The sequence below is a fragment of the Saccharopolyspora hirsuta genome, from assembly GCF_008630535.1.
In the GTDB taxonomy this organism is placed as follows: Bacteria; Actinomycetota; Actinomycetes; order Mycobacteriales; family Pseudonocardiaceae; genus Saccharopolyspora; species Saccharopolyspora hirsuta.
In genome coordinates, this window is the sequence record NZ_VWPH01000012.1 from 128633 (window position 1) to 144114 (window position 15482).

At 67.7% G+C, this 15482-nt stretch carries 19 protein-coding genes; 10 read left to right on the top strand and 9 right to left on the bottom strand.

The features are described 5' to 3' along the window. Nucleotides 1–95: 95 nt before the first annotated feature. From F1721_RS24920 to F1721_RS24935, 4 genes are all read right to left on the bottom strand, one after another. A complete protein-coding gene (locus tag F1721_RS24920) occupies nt 96–920 on the bottom strand; it encodes a DUF4097 family beta strand repeat-containing protein (RefSeq protein ID WP_150069204.1) in 825 nt (274 codons plus the stop codon). Nucleotides 921–1024: 104 nt separating this feature from the next. Then, entirely contained in the window at nt 1025–1540 is a 516-nt protein-coding gene (locus F1721_RS34845) for a WhiB family transcriptional regulator (RefSeq protein WP_211840611.1), read from the bottom strand. Further along, nucleotides 1537–1767: a hypothetical protein gene (locus F1721_RS24930; protein ID WP_150069205.1), complete on the bottom strand. Its 231-nt coding sequence runs from the start codon at nt 1765–1767 to the stop codon at nt 1537–1539. The genes F1721_RS34845 and F1721_RS24930 overlap by 4 nt, the downstream gene beginning before the upstream one ends. Before the next feature lie 2 nt (nt 1768–1769). Further along, the gene (locus tag F1721_RS24935) at nt 1770–1973 is read right to left on the bottom strand and encodes a helix-turn-helix domain-containing protein (RefSeq protein WP_150069206.1); all 204 of its coding nucleotides are present in this window, start codon (nt 1971–1973) and stop codon (nt 1770–1772) included. A gap of 177 nt (nt 1974–2150) precedes the next feature. Between F1721_RS24935 and F1721_RS24940 the strand changes: the two genes are divergently transcribed. Continuing rightward, nucleotides 2151–2522, top strand: coding sequence for a GntR family transcriptional regulator (locus F1721_RS24940; protein ID WP_150069207.1), 372 nt, complete (start codon nt 2151–2153; stop codon nt 2520–2522). A gap of 4 nt (nt 2523–2526) precedes the next feature. Here F1721_RS24940 and F1721_RS24945 read toward each other — a convergent pair whose 3' ends face one another. Further along, nucleotides 2527–2730 (bottom strand): hypothetical protein, encoded by a 204-nt coding sequence (locus tag F1721_RS24945; RefSeq protein WP_246155286.1) that lies wholly within the window; start codon nt 2728–2730, stop codon nt 2527–2529. Nucleotides 2731–2929: 199 nt separating this feature from the next. Here F1721_RS24945 and F1721_RS24950 point away from each other — a divergent pair, with 199 nt between their 5' ends. Both F1721_RS24950 and F1721_RS24955 read left to right on the top strand, forming a co-directional pair. Further along, complete coding sequence (locus tag F1721_RS24950; protein ID WP_150069208.1) at nt 2930–3670, top strand: helix-turn-helix domain-containing protein; 741 nt, start codon at nt 2930–2932, stop codon at nt 3668–3670. Between the two features lie 9 nt (nt 3671–3679). Then, nucleotides 3680–4156 carry an NUDIX domain-containing protein gene (locus F1721_RS24955; RefSeq protein ID WP_150069209.1) on the top strand — a complete coding sequence of 159 codons (477 nt, stop codon included), beginning with the start codon at nt 3680–3682 and terminating at the stop codon, nt 4154–4156. On the opposite strand, the gene F1721_RS24960 is transcribed toward F1721_RS24955, so the two are convergent. After that, entirely contained in the window at nt 4144–4953 is an 810-nt protein-coding gene (locus F1721_RS24960) for an HD domain-containing protein (protein WP_342782944.1), read from the bottom strand. The two genes, F1721_RS24955 and F1721_RS24960, sit on opposite strands and share 13 nt — an antisense overlap. Nucleotides 4954–5570: 617 nt before the next feature. Continuing rightward, on the bottom strand, nt 5571–6641 hold the full coding sequence (locus tag F1721_RS24965) for a chitinase (protein WP_150069211.1): 1071 nt from the start codon (nt 6639–6641) through the stop codon (nt 5571–5573). 303 nt (nt 6642–6944) lie between these two features. Here F1721_RS24965 and F1721_RS24970 point away from each other — a divergent pair, with 303 nt between their 5' ends. Together F1721_RS24970 and F1721_RS24975 are read left to right on the top strand one after the other, a co-directional pair. Beyond that, on the top strand, nt 6945–7430 hold the full coding sequence (locus F1721_RS24970) for a GNAT family N-acetyltransferase (protein ID WP_150069212.1): 486 nt from the start codon (nt 6945–6947) through the stop codon (nt 7428–7430). 7 nt (nt 7431–7437) lie between these two features. Continuing rightward, complete coding sequence (locus tag F1721_RS24975; protein ID WP_150069213.1) at nt 7438–7914, top strand: DUF2127 domain-containing protein; 477 nt, start codon at nt 7438–7440, stop codon at nt 7912–7914. Between the two features lie 66 nt (nt 7915–7980). Here F1721_RS24975 and F1721_RS24980 read toward each other — a convergent pair whose 3' ends face one another. Further along, entirely contained in the window at nt 7981–9213 is a 1233-nt protein-coding gene (locus F1721_RS24980; RefSeq protein ID WP_150069214.1) for an LPXTG cell wall anchor domain-containing protein, read from the bottom strand. Between the two features lie 262 nt (nt 9214–9475). On the opposite strand from F1721_RS24980, the gene F1721_RS24985 reads away from it, so the two are divergent. The 5 genes from F1721_RS24985 to thpD all read left to right on the top strand — a co-directional run bounded on the left by F1721_RS24985 (nt 9476) and on the right by thpD (nt 14083). Continuing rightward, on the top strand, nt 9476–10204 hold the full coding sequence (locus F1721_RS24985) for a S1 family peptidase (RefSeq protein WP_150069215.1): 729 nt from the start codon (nt 9476–9478) through the stop codon (nt 10202–10204). Nucleotides 10205–10611: 407 nt separating this feature from the next. Beyond that, entirely contained in the window at nt 10612–11118 is a 507-nt protein-coding gene (ectA, locus tag F1721_RS24990; protein ID WP_387512673.1) for a diaminobutyrate acetyltransferase, read from the top strand. A 65-nt stretch (nt 11119–11183) separates the two neighbouring features. Continuing rightward, entirely contained in the window at nt 11184–12431 is a 1248-nt protein-coding gene (ectB, locus tag F1721_RS24995) for a diaminobutyrate--2-oxoglutarate transaminase (RefSeq protein WP_150069217.1), read from the top strand. Nucleotides 12432–12566: 135 nt separating this feature from the next. Beyond that, a complete protein-coding gene (locus F1721_RS25000) occupies nt 12567–12977 on the top strand; it encodes an ectoine synthase (RefSeq protein WP_150069218.1) in 411 nt (136 codons plus the stop codon). 203 nt (nt 12978–13180) lie between these two features. Further along, on the top strand, nt 13181–14083 hold the full coding sequence (thpD, locus tag F1721_RS25005) for an ectoine hydroxylase (RefSeq protein ID WP_150069219.1): 903 nt from the start codon (nt 13181–13183) through the stop codon (nt 14081–14083). A gap of 96 nt (nt 14084–14179) precedes the next feature. Here the strand turns inward: thpD and F1721_RS25010 are convergent, their stop codons facing one another. Then, nucleotides 14180–15457 (bottom strand): alginate O-acetyltransferase AlgX-related protein, encoded by a 1278-nt coding sequence (locus F1721_RS25010; RefSeq protein ID WP_150069220.1) that lies wholly within the window; start codon nt 15455–15457, stop codon nt 14180–14182. Nucleotides 15458–15482: the final 25 nt, after the last annotated feature.

A 15482-nucleotide genomic window follows, 5' to 3' on the forward strand; every position in this document is an offset into this window, starting at 1 on the left:
TCAGGCCTCCACCCGTGGGTCAGGATGCGGTGCTTGCAGTCCCCGCAGAAGCACTCGGAAGCCGGTCGCAGCACAACCATCGCAGCCCTCCACCCTCAGTTCCGCGGAGTGCGGACCCGGCCGGACACCGAGCGGGTGCGGGCGTCGACCCGCGCCGCCTCGGGGGCGGTGATGGCGATGTCGCCGGAGACCGTGACCGCGGTGACCCTGCAGTCGCCGACGGCGTGCAGCCGCAACGTGCCGGACTCGGAGCGCAGCAAGGCGAACTCGCCGGTGAGCCGGTCGATGGCGATGTCGCCGGAGATCGTGCGGCCCTCGACGCTCCAGGCCCGGCCGACGGTGACGGAACCGGAAGTGGTGTTGAAGTCCAACGTGGTGAGGGCCTCGGCGTCGACAGCACCGGAGACGGTGCGGACCCGCACATCGGTGGCCCCGTCGACGTGCAGGTCACCCGAGGTCGAGGAGAACCGGACGTAGTCCGCCCACCCCTGCACGTCCACGTCGGCCGACACCGTCGTCGCCCACACCTCCGAGCCCAGCGGCAGCCGGGCGGTGACCTTCACCCCGCCGCACATGACCGGGGTTCCAGTGAGGACCTGACCGTTGACGATGACCGCGTCACCGCTGGAGACCACGCACTGCACCAGGCCAGCCGTGACGTGGACCGACATCTGGTCGACGTGGTACGTGCCCGATCCGGGTGCGGGATGCGGGATGCGGACGTTCATCACCGGGAAGCGGGGCGCGGTGACCTGGGTGCGGGCGATCAGGTCCTCGGCGACCTCGTCGCCGGGCACCAGCGGCTCCAGCACGACCTCGGCGCGCTCCCGATCCTCGATGATGACCGTGACCTCGCCCGCGGCCATGTCCAGCTCGAACTGCACCATGCCCCGCTCGCGGTGCTCAACACGCTTGCTCACAGCAAAAGTCCCTTCAAATCCAGGAAACGGCAGCTCAGAGAGCGGTGATCAGGGCAGCGACGGCAGCACCGCCGCGAACGTCACCGCGGTCTCGAAGTGCGCGATCACGCCGCCACCTCCTCGACGAGCTCGTCGAGGCCGATGCGCTCCAGCTCCGGGCGCAGCACCACCAGCACCGCACGGGCCCTCTCGGCGTCGCTGTCGCCGTTGTCCCCGGCCCACCGCAGGACGTCCTGCACGTGCCGACGCAACCCCGGCACCGGGCCCCCGGTCACGTCCTCGATCGCCGCGAGCGCCCGCTCGGCCGCCCGCCCCACCTCGTCGTCGGTGCCCGGCACCACGACCAGGTGCTGACGACGGCGGACCTTCCGCCGCTCCTCCTCGGTCAGGCCACCCCAGATGCCCTTGTCGCGAGAGCGGAGCGCCACCGCCAGGCACGACGGCCGGATCGGGCAGCGGGCGCAGATCTCCCTGGCCACGGCCACCTTGTGCACCTCGCCGCGCTCCGGGAAGAAGGTCTCCGGGTCGGTCTCGGCGCACTCCGGGTGCCCACCGGCGGGCAGCTGGGTCAGCAACTGGTAGAGCGCGTCTCCCCGCTCGATCCGCTCCAGGGCGCTCACGCGATCGCCCCCTCAGCCGGGATCCGGGTGTTCAGCAACCGCTTCGTGTCGGCCTTGCGGGCCCGCCGGGCCGCCCGCTCCAGCTGCAGCTCGTCCAGACCCGGCCCGCCGATCAGACCGCGGGCGTGGGCGTCCTGCGCCTCCTGCAGCGCCTGGGACAACAACTCCAGGTCGGACAACTCCGACTCCAGGACCAGCTCCGACGCCAGCGACATGTTCGAGCGCATCGTCAGGCCACCCCCTCGATCTCGTTGGTGGCCTGCGCGCTCTTGAGGTACTCGTTCAGCGCGGAGCCGGAGATGCGCAGGGTGCTCCCGAACTTCAGGGCCTTGATCTCCCCGGCGTCGATCGCCCGGTAGATCGTGTTCACCGAGACGTCCAACATCTCGGCCACCGCCTTCACGCGGTAGAACGCGTTACTCTCGATGTGCATCGGATCTCCAACCTCGATGTGCGCCCCGGCTGGTGTTGCCGCACCGGTCGGGGCTTTCTTGCTTCCCGGCTCCCTTGGGAGCGGTGGGACATGGGCAACGTTAGACAACCTAGCCAACCTAGTCAAAGCTATGTCACCTATATGGCCTAGCTTGCGTCCCCTAGTACCCTCTTTGACATGGGAAAAGTCGATCCAGATGACCCTCGTCCGCCGTTCCAGCAAGTTGCCGACGACTTGCGCGCCGCCATCAGGAACGGCGTTCTCCCCCCAGGTGCCCGACTTCCAAAGCACGCGGAGCTCGCCGAGGAGTACGGGGTGGCAGTGGGCACCGTGAAAAGCGCCTTGGGAGTGCTGCGAAACGAATCGCTGATCGCGAGCCGCCAGGGCGAAGGCTCCTGGGTCAGACAGGTCCTCCCCGAAGCGCCCGCGGCAGACACGATGGATCCGTCCGACACCCAGGGCGTTCTCTCCGAGATCCTGAATCGGCTCGACGAAGTGAACACCCGCCTGGCTGCCATCGAGGAGCGGCTACCCCGCTCAGCTCGATGACCGGTTACCGCGCTACGCCCCGGAAGAACGCCACGAGTCCCTCGACGGCCCTTCCGATCAGGTCGGCTGCGTTCTGCACGAACGTGGCCGCGTCGCTCGGGTACTTGACCACCAACACCACGAGCGCGACGACGACCAGCGTCCAGAGCGCCTTCGACAACGTTCCGCCGCCAGCCTTCGGCATGATCGGCAACGAGTTCTTCGCCATGCTGCCCTCCGTTGGTTCGCCCCGCGACACTCCGCGTCGTTCACCGGAGTTCGGGGGCTCCGTCCTGCGTGACTCCAGTTCACGGCAGGCCAGCGGACGTTCCAACGGATCTTCCCGAGTCGCTTGAAGACGTCCTTCCCGCTATATATCGTCCTGAGAACGTCCCGAAATCGTCCTTGAAACGTCCCTGGGGGTGGGGATGGCCAACGAGAGACTGCGAGCCGCGCTACGCGCCGCTGGTTTCACGCTCCAGGAGCTCGCACAGCAAGTCGAGGTCGACACGAAGACCGTCGAGCGCTGGATCAGCCTCGAACGCGTGCCACACCGTCGCACACGTCGCAAAGTCGCGGAACTCGTCAAGACTGACGAAGTGCAGCTCTGGCCTTCGCTGGCAAATGACCTGTACACGAAACCGAACGAAGATACCGAAATCGTTCACATCTACCCTTCACGATCCTCGGTACCATTCGCCCTGTGGGAAGAGTTGATTTCCGGCGTCCAGGAGCACATGGAGGTACTCGTCTTCAGCGGGCAATTCCTCGTCGAACAGCACAACATCCTTCCCATCATCAGGAGAAAATCAGAGAAGGGAGTCGCATTCCGGTTCATCGTCGGAGACGAGACTTCCGACACTGTCATTCAACGCGCGATCGAAGAAGGCACGACAGGCGGCCTTGAAGGGCGGATCCAGATGATGCGCCGCTACCTCAGCAAGGTCTCAGATCTGCCGAATGTGGAAGTCCGCACACACAGCACCATCCTTTACAACTCGCTCTACCGATTCGACGACCAGCTCTTGGTCAACGGCCACGCGTACGGTGCTCTTGCTGGCGAAAATCCGGTGATGCATCTGCGTCGAGTCCCACAAGGACAGATGTGGGACCACTACATGAATTCATTCGAGCGAGTCTGGCAAAAAGCCACGCCCGACACCATCTGAGGAGTATTCATGGCCCGCGTAGACTACTTCAACGACCCCAACGCCCCAGCAGCCAACTCCGTCGTCCCGTCCGTCACGGCGGCAATCCGCAACGACGCTGGCGAAATCCTGCTGATCCACAAGATTGACAACGACCGCTGGGCAATTCCCGGAGGCGGACACGATGCTGGCGAGTACATCACAGAAACCGTGGTTCGCGAGGTCAAGGAAGAAACCGGCCTCGACGTCGAAGTCCTCCGCCTCACCGGCGTTTACACGAACCCGAACCACGTCATGGCATACGACGATGGCGAAGTGCGGCAGCAATTCTCGCTCTGTTTCGCCTGCCGGTGGATCGGCGGACAACCTCGGGAAGATGGGAACGAAACGAAGGAGGTCCGCTGGGTTTCGCCAACGGACCTCGATCGCCTCAACATCCACCCGTCCATGCGTCTCCGGATCGACCACGCCCTGGACGAATCGCGGAGCGCGCCTTACCTCGGCTGAACTTCAGCTAGCCGCTTCGCGGTTCGGTCAACCGCTTCCGCGAGAACAGGCCGAGCCTTGACCCATGTCCGGTGCACCGGGTCGTCGGGGGCGTAGCGGCTGAGGATTTCGTCGATTCGCTCGGCGTAGCTGTACCGCTCGCCTCCCGGCCCCGTCGTGAGATCTGCCGCGACAAGCGCATCCAGCAGTGGGGAATCCTCGAACGGGAATTCGGCCAGTTCCTGCGACATGCCCCGTTCCGCAGCCTCGAATCGGGCTCCCGAGTGGTGCGCGACGAGGTTCACCACCTCGGCCGACCAGCCCTGCTTCTGGAGCCACCGAGCGCCATCGAGCGGGTGGAAGTGCGTGTGCCCGATCTCCGGCGAGTAGCCAATGTCGTGCAGCCACGCGGCTGCGACGAGAACGTCTCGATCCTGCGGCGGGACAGCTGGGCTCAGCTCGGCCGCGCGGGCAGCGACTGCTTGAACGTGCAGCCACCTTCGCCCGAGCGGCGCAACGAAGTGTTCGGCGATCTCGGCTGCTCGCTGCGCTAGCTCCATGTACAGGCACGCTACCTTTCTGCTCGCTCGCTCCAACAGGGGTTGTCCCTTCTGTCCCCGGAGTCCCCGCATAGGCTTTGACCTGCATAAATTCCGGCAGATCCGGGGACATCGAGGGAGTCGGTGTCCCCCGCAGTACGGGTATTCGCCCTCACCAGAGCGACTCAATCCGGGGCTGAAACAGTGGGGGGTGGCTCCCTGAACCCGCCCAAGTACGGTCCAGCGGGGCCGCAGGCGGTCGATCGGCAGGTTCCCCATCTTCCTCAGGCCGACAGGACGCTTGAGCGTCAGAGGCCCGCTCAAGAGGCGCTGAGATCGCCGTAGACGTCACGAAAAGGCCTGGGCTATGCAACGGGACCCAGCAGCACGGTCGCGCGCTCCTAGCCGCCCGATGTGATCGGCTCAGTTTCCGGCTCAGTTCGCGCCCGTGCCACCCGCCCCCACTGTTTCAGCGATGGCATTGACCAGCACAAAGACACGGTGAGGCACTCACGTGAACTAGGAACCGGAGACCTTGTAAGCGGACGGTCAGGGGTTCGAGTCCCCTCAGCGGCTCCAAAGGTACCTGACCAGGCGTTTTGGCGAATCCCCAACAACCTGTCAGCTGCAGCACACCCAACGCCGCGACGGCGGGCCGAATCCCGTCGGTGCGCGACGGCAACCGTGATCTCGCCGTCGGGCGCGACGGCATCGATCTTGCAGGCGAACCCCTCGAAGGTGTGTCCCCGGATCCGCGAAGGCGGCCTGCGAACAACGTCGAGCCCAGCCGACATCGATCGCCACCGGCCTCGGGAAGAACAGCTCACCGGTCCGCGGTCGGGACGCCGACCGCGGACCGGTGAGCTGTCGGGGCGGTTTCGCGCGAAACCGCCGGATCAGCGGCCCTGCAGCGCCTTGACGTTGTCGCCGAAGGTCCAGTTCTTGGAGCCGTCCCAGTTGAGGGACCAGGTCATCAGGCCCTTCAGGCCGCCGTTGTAGTTGTTCCAGGCCTGGGCCACCAGGTTCGGCGGCATGTGGCCGCCACCGGCGCCCGGCTGGGCCGGGAGGCCCGGGACCTGCTTGTCGTACGGGACCTTGATCGTCGTGCCCTGGACGACCAGGCCGTTGTTCAGGCAGTCCGTCTGGACCGTGAAGCCCTCCACGGTGCCCGCCTGGTACGAGTCGCCGGAGCAGCCGTACATGCTGCCGTTGTAGTACTGCATGTTCAGCCACCAGAGGCGGCCGTTGTCCGCGTACTTCTTCACGATCGGCAGGTAGGCGCCCCAGATCGAGCCGTACTGGACGCTGCCGCCGGTCACGTACGCCGTCTCCGGGGCCATCGTCAGGCCGAAGTTGTCCGGCATCCGGGCCAGCACGCCGTCGATGATGCGGATCAGGTTGGCCTGCGACGGCGACAGCTCGTTGATGTTGCCGCTGCTGGTCAGGCCGGTCTCGATGTCGATGTCGATGCCGTCGAAGTTGTACTCCTGGAGGATCGGCACGATGGTCTCGACGAACCGGTCGGCGACCGCGCTGGAGGACAGGTCGATGCCCGCCGTCGCGCCGCCGATCGACATCAGGATGGTCATCCCGTTGGCCTTGGCCTGGCACATCTCCTCCGGCGTGGCCACCTTGACGGTGCTGTCCATGCCGTCCTCCCACAGCACGGTGCCGTCGGAGCGGATGACCGGGAAGGCCGCGTTGAGCACGTTGTAGCCGTGCTGGCCGATCTCCGGGTTGGTGATCGGCGTCCAGCCGAACGGCGGGTGCACCCCGTTCACCGCGCCGTCCCAGTTTTCCCAGTAGCCCTGCAGGACCTTGCCCTCCGGTTTCGACTTCACCGGACAGCTGGCGGCCGCCTCGGGCGCCGGGCCCGAGGTGTCCGCGGCAGCCGGGAACACCGGCAGCACGGCGGTGAAGGCCACCGCCAGACCGGCTCCGAGCAGGCGTTTCATCCGAGCAACCATGCGCTGCTCCCCTCTCGACCGGACCAGTCGCAGAATTGGTCCTGGATCGAATTGAATTCGGCGAAAACCAATCGGAACCTTTATGCCAAGCAGCGCAGGCGGATACAAGACCTCCACCGAAGTGGTATTTACCAATTTTTGGACCGTTTTCGCAGGTGGTGCGTCGTGAGTGTTTTCCGTTGCTATAGCACCACAAAGCGCTCGCGACCCCTGATCAGCGGAAACGGGACCGTCACGCCGCGGTTTCCCCGCCGAAACGCGGTTCCCGGACGATCACCCGAGGCGCAGCCGAACGGAGCACTGGTGGAGATCATCGTCGACGACCTGACCGGCCCGGAGATCGCGGAGTTCCTCGCCGCCCACGTCGCGGAGCTCCAGTCCGTCTCCCCGCCGGAGAGCACCCACGCGCTCGACCTGGACGCGCTGCGCCGCCCCGAGATCACCTTCTGGTCGATGCGCGACGGCGGCACCGTGGTCGGCTGCGGAGCGCTCAAGGAGCTGGACGCCGACCACGCCGAGCTGAAGTCGATGCGGATCGCCCCGGCGCACCAGAACCGCGGCCTGGCGTCCCGCCTGCTGGTGCACATCACGGAAGCGGCCCAGCAGCGCGGGTTCTCCCGGCTGAGCCTGGAAACCGGCTCGTTCGACTTCTTCGCCCCCGCCCGCCACCTCTACGCCAAGCACGGGTTCACGCCCTGCGAGCCGTTCGCGGACTACCGCCCCGACCCCAACAGCGTCTTCCTGACCAAGCAGCTGCAGCCCGGCCGAGCCGGATCAGCGCGCGCATGATGGATCGGTGCGCGAGCCGACCACGCTGACCGACAAGTTCTTCCTGGGCGCCGTCCTGCTCAAGGGGCTCGACGGAGCGGTGCAGCTGCTCGGCGGGATCCTGCTGATCTTCGTGCCGCCGGAGGCCGTCACGCGGCTCGCGCACGCGGTCGTCACCCGCGACCTGGTCGGTCCGCCCACCGGACCGCTGGCCGGGCACTTCGAGGAAGCGGTGCGGCACTTCGCCGACGGCAACCGCACGTTCGTGATCGCCTACCTGCTGCTGCACGGCGTGATCAAGCTCGTGCTGGTGATCGCGCTGCTGCGCAAGGTCCTGCCGATGTACCCGGTGGCCGCCGCAGCGCTGGGGCTGTTCGTGCTCTTCGAGATCCTCCGGGCGGTGCAGACCCGCTCGATCGTGCTGCCGCTGCTCGCCGCGCTCGACGTGGCGATCATCGTGCTGGTCGTCAAGGAGTACCTGGAACTGCGCCGCCAGCGGAGCTGAAGGCGGCGCGAAAAACGACCGTCGCCCGACACGCCGGGGCATGTCGGGCGACGGGGAGCGCGGGCGCTAGGCCCGCCTGCGCAGCACCACGAGGAGCAGAGCACCCGCGGCGAGCAGCGCGGCACCGGCGATGCTCAGCGCGCCGGTCGGCACACCGGTCTTGGCCAGGTGCTCGACGTCCTGCCAGGAGCCGCCGGGCGGCTCACCGCCGGACCAGCCACCACCGCCGCCGGGCCAGCCCCCACCCCCCGGCTGCTCGCCGCAACCCGGCGATTCTGGCCGCTCCTCGCACGGAGGTTCGGTGCAGTTCGGCGGCGGCTCCGGACAGGGCCGCTGGTCGCAGGTCGGCGGCGGCGGGCAGGTACCGGTGCTGGAGGTCGGCGGCCCGGACGTCGTGGGCTCGCCGGAGGTCGGCTCCGAGGTGCTCGTCGACGTCGGCGGCTCCGAGGTCTCCGACGACGAGGTCGGCGGCTCCGAGGTTGTCGTGGTCGGTTCCGTTGTCGCGGTCGGCTCCGTCGTCGTAGTCGGCTCCGTCGTGGTCGTCGGCGGGGTGCCCGCCTCGCACTCCACGCGGACGTCGCCAGCCGTCACGTCCATCAGCTCGCCGTCGAAGACGACCGCGCCCGACGCGTCGTGCATGACCGCGTGCACCTGGACCTGGATCGCCGCGTGCGCGCCGTGGTCCCACGTCTCCTCGATCCGGGCCACGTCGGTCGTCAGCGTCACCTCGCCGATGCCGGACAGCCCCAGCTGCGCGCCGGTGGTCTCCGCGGTCGAGGTACCGGCGGGCAGCGGGCGGGTCACGTCGTCGAAGAGGTAGATCGAGTTCGAGTCGGTCGCCGCGTAGGCCTCCTCGGTGCTGGTCAGCGGCGGTTGGGTGCAGCGGGCCCAGGTGTGCAGCGAGCCGAAGCTGAGCAGGTTCGGGCCGCCTTCGGTCGCGGAGATGCCGAACCCGCTCCAGGACGCGCTGGCCTCGCGCGATCCGGCGCTGTCCGCAGTCCGCGCGGTGTCGGTGCCGGGCGGGGTGGGGCCGCCGTACCAGCCGTTGACGTGGCTCAGCACGCCTTCGGGGTCGCTCTGGTTCCACGAGCCGAGCTCGTCACCGGGATCCGCGGACACCGAACCGAGCTCGCCGCTGAAGCCGCCGACGCCCGCCTCCGGGACGGCGGTGACGTTCAGCTGCAGCAACGTGCTCTCGGCCGCGGCCTGCTGAGCGGTCGCCACCGGCCCCGTGGTGGCCACGGCCATCGCAGCGGCCGCGGCGACTGCGGCGAGGATCGAATGGGTGGCTCTGATCACAGGCGAAGCCTAAGTGTCCTCTTAGGACTGCGCTGGGATTGCGATCTCGCGCGTCCGGGCGATCCTCGGATCACCCGATCGGCAGCCCGCGGGAAATCCGGGAATCCGGGGGTTTTCCCGGGTCAACACCTTGATCAATTTTCGCGGCGTAGCCGTTAATGTGGCGAGTTGTGTCCAACAAATGGACAAAATCACTCGAACGAGTGAAGAGTGCTTTTCGGTTCGAATCAGCTGCGTTCCTCGCGAACCGAAGGAGATCAGCGTGTCGCTCGCTCGAAACCTCGCAGGCGTCGCCGGGGCCGTGCTGGCCGCCGCGGCGTTCACCGCCCCGGCCCAGGCCGCCGAGACCCAGGCCTCGGACGTCCAGCCCTACATCATCGACGGCCGGGAGGTGGACAGCGCGCCGTGGGCCGCCCGGCTGTTCACCAACGGCCAGGAGACCTGCACGGCCACCATCATCGCCCCGGAGTGGATCCTCACCGCCCAGCACTGCGTGGAGGGCGCCGGTGACGGTGCGCTGAGCTTCAACATCGGCAACGTCGACCAGACGCAGGGCGAGAAGGCCACCGCCAAGCCGGGCGGCGTGGTCATCCACGACACCGCCGACCTCGCCCTGGTCAACATCGACCACGCGGTGCAGACCGAGTACTCGCCGCTGGGCTCGGTCGGCGACGTCCAGGTCGGCCAGACCGTGCAGACCTACGGCTGGGGCGCGACCTGCACCGACCGGCCGGAGATCCAGTGCCAGTCGCAGATCCTCAAGGTCGCGGACGTGAACGTCACCGACATCGCCTGCAGCGACTACCGCGGCGGCACCGCGGTGTGCGCGAGCCGCGGCGACGGCATCCCGGCCGGCGGCGACTCCGGCGGCCCGATGTTCGCCGGGAACGTGCAGGTCGGCGTGGCCTCCACCAGCGACCGGCAGAGCACCACGGCCTACACCAACATCACCGAGTACCGCGACTGGATCCAGTCCGTGGCGGGCGTGTAGATCCGGTAGCGCGGTCGACGGTCCGCCCGGGTGCGCGACAGCGCCCGGGCGGACCGCTCGCGTTTGGATTCCGCACCCCCGCGCGAGCAGTTTTTTCGGCTATCGAAAATCATCTTCCCGACCCGCGCCGAACGGTCGGGAATTCAACGTTTCCGCAGGTCAGAGCACGCGCGAATGCATTGATCGACAATGCGCGCGACGCGCGATTAGCACCACGCCGGATAAGAAATCAACGTTTCTGTAGTGCTTATCACGTGTAAAATCGCGTCTCGCCTGGTAGACGAGTGGTTATCGCATCGCGAGCCTGACGCGTTACGGATGTTCTGTTAAGTTGACAAAGCATGACCGGCGACAAACCGAGCCATAACATCGACGAGCGGAATGGCGGAAGCGGTTCAGCCGGGCGGTTGGAGATCGACGCTCCGGTCGTCGCGGACGGCCCTGAGCTCTACCGGATCACCTGCGATTCGGGGGTGCTCGATGTGAACTCGTCCTACGCATATCTGTTGTGGTGCCGGGACTTCGCGCAGACCTCCGCGGTGGCGCGCATCGACGGTGCGGTCGTGGGCTTCGTGACCGGGTACATCCGGCCGGACGCCCCGGACACCCTGGTGGTGTGGCAGATCGCCGTCGATGCCTCCCAGCGCGGTGGTGGCGTGGCCAGTCGGCTCCTGGGGCACCTGGTGGACCGCGTGCAGCCGCGCGGCATCCGGTACCTGGAGACGACGATCACCCCGGACAACGCAGCATCGATCAAGCTGTTCACCGCGCTGGCGCGCACCCGCTCGGCGGAACTGCGGCGCAGCGAGCTGTTCACCGCCGACCTGTTCCCGGATGCGCACCTGGGGGAGGACCTGTACCGCATCGGACCGTTCGCGGCGGCCCCCGCCGTCGCGGCCGCAACCGACCGCTGACGCACGAAATCTTGCCTGCTGCCGAGGCGCGCCCGCAGTGCGCTGCCCGGCACGAACGGAGGATCGTGAACGACATCTTCGCAACCCTGGAATCCGAAGTCCGCAGCTACTGCCGAACGTGGCCGACGGTGTTCGACCGCGCCTCCGGCAGCTACCTCTACGACCAGGACGGCACCGCCTACCTGGACTTCTTCGCCGGCGCGGGGGCGCTCAACTACGGGCACAACAACCCGGCGCTGAAACGCAAGCTCCTCGACTACCTGGAGCGCGACGGCGTCACCCACGCCCTCGACCAGTCCACCGTCGCCAAGGGCGAGTTCCTGCGGACCTTCCAGCAGAACGTCCTCGAGCCGCGCGGGCTGAACTACAAGGTCCAGTTCCCCGGCCCGACCGGCACCAACTCGGTGGAGTCGGCGCTGAAGCTGGTCCGCAAGATCACCGGCCGCGAGTCGATCATCAGCTTCACCAACGCCTTCCACGGCATGACGCTGGGCTCGCTGTCGGTCACCGGCAACTCGATGAAGCGCGGCGGCGCGGGCATCCCGCTGGTGCACGCCACGCCGATGCCCTACGACGACTACTTCGACGGCCAGGTCCCCGACTTCCTGTACTTCGAGAAGATGCTCGAGGACAGCGGCAGCGGCCTCAACGAGCCGGCCGCGGTCATCGTCGAGACGCTGCAGGGCGAGGGCGGCATCAACTCGTCCCGGCCGGAGTGGCTGCGCGGGCTCTACGACCTGTGCCAGAAGCACGGCATGCTGATGATCGTCGACGACGTGCAGATGGGCTGCGGCCGCACCGGCCCGTTCTTCAGCTTCGAAGAGGCCGGTATCCAGCCCGACATCGTCTGCCTGTCGAAGTCGATCGGCGGCTACGGCCTGCCGATGGCGCTGACGCTGATCAAGCCGGAGCACGACGTGTGGGAGCCGGGCGAGCACAACGGCACCTTCCGCGGCAACAGCCCGGCGTTCATCACCGCCACCGAGGCGCTGAAGCAGTACTGGGCCGACGACTCGCTGCAGAAGTCGACCATCGCCAAGGGCGAGCGGGTCGGCGCGGTGCTGGAGGAGATCGCCGCCGAGCACGGCTGGGCCATCGCCAAGGGCCGCGGCCTGGCGCGCGGCATCGGCTTCGACGACCTCAACGTGGCGGGCAAGGTCTCCAAGGCCGCCTTCGACCGCAAGCTGCTGGTGGAGACCTCCGGTCCGTCCAGCGAGGTCCTGAAGATCATGCCGCCGCTGACCATCTCGGACGACGAGCTCGAGAAGGGGCTGCAGATCATCCGCGACTCGGTCCGCGAGGTGCTGGCCTGATCCAGCCGCGGAGCTCGGAGGCGCTCTCACCACCCGTTCCGGGGCTGTCCCGGCGAGGGCGCCTCTGAGAACCTGCGGCGGTGCCGGTCGGCGTGACCGGCGCGCATTCGAACTGAGAACTTCTTTGGAGGAAACGTGATCGTCCGGCACCTGTCGGAAATCGAGGACACCGATGCCGACATCAAGCAGGAGAACTGGCGCAGCAAGCGGATCATCCTGGCCAAGGACAAGCTCGGCTTCTCGGTGCACGAGACCACGCTCTACGCCGGCACGGTGAACGACTTCTGGTACGCCAACCACATCGAGGCCGTGTTCATCGTCTCCGGCGAGGGCGAGGTGGAGAACAAGGCCACCGGTGAGGTGCACCAGCTCCGGCCGGGTTCGATCTACGTGCTCAACAACGCCGACAAGCACCAGGTCCGCCCGCGCACCGAGATGAAGACCGTCTGCGTGTTCAACCCCCCGGTCACCGGTCGTGAGGTGCACGACGAGAACGGCGTGTACCCGCTGATCGTCGAGGAGGACGAGGCGGCCGCGACCAACTGATGGTCTGACGGCTTGTTCTGCGCGCGTGGCGGGTAACCCTGGATGGTTACCCGCCACGCGCATCACTGGTCTCCCCCGCCTGGCGACGCGGGGGCTTGCGGGCGCACCGCGCGTGCGCCGCTTCTAACCGAGGAACCGAGAAATGGCGGCGGTGCCGTTGGCACCAGCCGCTCCGGCGGGAATTCGCGAAGGAGGCGCAACCCATGACCGTCGCTGATCTCAGCACCCAGGACCGCTACCCGACGCGGGTGGGCGCTTCGTCGGCCCTGATCGACCGGACCGACCCCACCGTGTGGCCCGGGGTGGACGCGGGCCCGGCCAGCGCGGAGGAGCTCCGCGCGCACGAGGCCAAGGGTTTCCACGTGGTGGAGGGGCTGCTGTCCCCGGCTGAGGTGCAGACCTACTGGCAGGAGCTGGAGCGGCTCACCAGCGACCCGCGGGTCCGCGCGGACGAGCGCACCATCGTGGAGCGGTCGTCGGACGAGGTCCGCTCGATCTTCGAAGTGCACAAGATCAGCGACCTGATCGCCGAGCTGGCCCGCGACCCGCGGGTGCTCGACCGGGCCCGGCAGATCCTCGGCTCCGACGTGTACGTGCACCAGAGCCGGATCAACTACATGCCCGGCTACCGGGGTACCGGCTTCTACTGGCACTCCGACTTCGAGACCTGGCACGCCGAGGACGGCATGCCCGCGATGCGCGCGGTCAGCGTCTCGATCGCCCTGACGGACAACTACCCGTTCAACGGCGGTCTGATGATCATGCCGGGCTCGCACCGGACGTTCGTGTCCTGCGTGGGCGAGACGCCGGAGGACAACTACAAGTCGTCCCTCAAGGAGCAGCGCATCGGGGTGCCCGCCGAGGACGACATCACGCGGCTGGCCTACGAGCACGGTGTGGAGCAGTTCACCGGCCCGGCGGGCTCGGCCCTGTGGTTCGACTCGAACTGCATGCACGGCTCGGGCAACAACATCACGCCGTTCCCCCGCTCGAACATCTTCATCGTGTTCAACAGCGTGGAGAACGCCCTGACCGAACCGTTCGCGGCGAGTCGCCCCCGCCCGGAGTTCATCGCCTCCCGCGACTTCACCCCGGTCACCCGCTGATCCGCTGGTCAAGTCCCGTGCGCACTTCGTGGTGCTATAGCGCCACGAAGTGCTCACGGGCCGCCACCTGCGGAAATGATGCGTGCACCTGACTAGTCAGCGGACCGGGTGGGCGGCGAGGATCGCGCCGACCCGGTCCGCGACCGCGGGGTCGAGCATCGGGTAGCGGCCTCCGGCGACGAAGCGCTCGGAGAGCTCGAAGGTCACCACTTCGCCTTCGGCCAGGAGCTGGCCCGTCGCCGCCGGGTCCACCGCGACCTGGTCCGGGTGCACGATCGTCAGGTCGGTGAACGTCGCCGCCAGGTACGGGCTGGCGAACTGGGTGAACGAGTCGCCCACCATCCGCATCGGCTTGGTGATCATGCCCGGCTTCGGCGGCGATCCCAGGTGCAGCGGCTCGTGGAAGTCGCTCGGCTTGAACTGGGTGTTGTCCACGTCGCTGCCGTCCGGGGCCAGCGAGTACGCCTGGATCGGCACGGTGCGGTCCTGCCCCAGCAGGTCCGGGATGTCCGCGCTGTGCGGGTACTGCCGCGACGGCCGGACCTTCCAGGTGCTCGTCGTCCCCGGCGCCAGCCGTTCGGCGAGCTGGTAGGCCATCGTGATGCCGCCCTCGTGCGTCCAGTGCGTGTCGATGTCGTGGTAGATCGGCCGCTGGTTGCGGGCCGCGACGTCGCGCAGCTGGGTGCGCATGTCCAAAGCGCCCGTCTCGCGCGGAACCCGCTTCCAGAACTCCTCGCGGGCCCGCGTCGAGCAGTCCTCGCCCGCGTAGTCGTCCGGCATGTTCTCCGGGTACACAGTGGACTTGTCCGGTGCGATGACCAGCTGGAACTTCCGCCCGGACGCCTCGACCACCGAGCGCCAGCGGCGCAGCCCGGCGATCACCTCGTCCAGCGAGCGCTTCGGCACGCACCGGTAGGACACGTCGTGCCCCAGGAAGAGCCAGCCGCCCTTGCCCTCGATGACCGCGGGGAACACGTTCTCGTCGATCTGCGGCTTCTCGTCGACCTGCCCGGCGCCCACCGGCGAGGTGTGCGATCCGCCGTCCAACCGCGCGGGCTCGCCGAAGACCCCGCGGCTGAGCGCGTCCACCGACTGCACGGCCTGCCGCCGGAACGGCAGGTGGTCGGTGGCCCAGGCGTTCAGGCCGGTGAAGAACCCCCAGCCGTCGGTGACGCTCGGGAACGCCGCCAGCGGCCGGTTCTCCAGCTGCGCCGGACGAGCCCCGAAGACCCAGCTGACCAGGGGCGCGGTGAAGAACAGCACGGCGCACACCAGCGCCGCGAGCTGCCGCCTGCCGTGCCGCGGCCGGTGCAGCGGGTGCTCCCGCGGCAACCACGCCTCGTGGACCGGGGGGAGGTTCTTCTGCCGCGACACACCCCAACGTTATCCGGCCACGCAC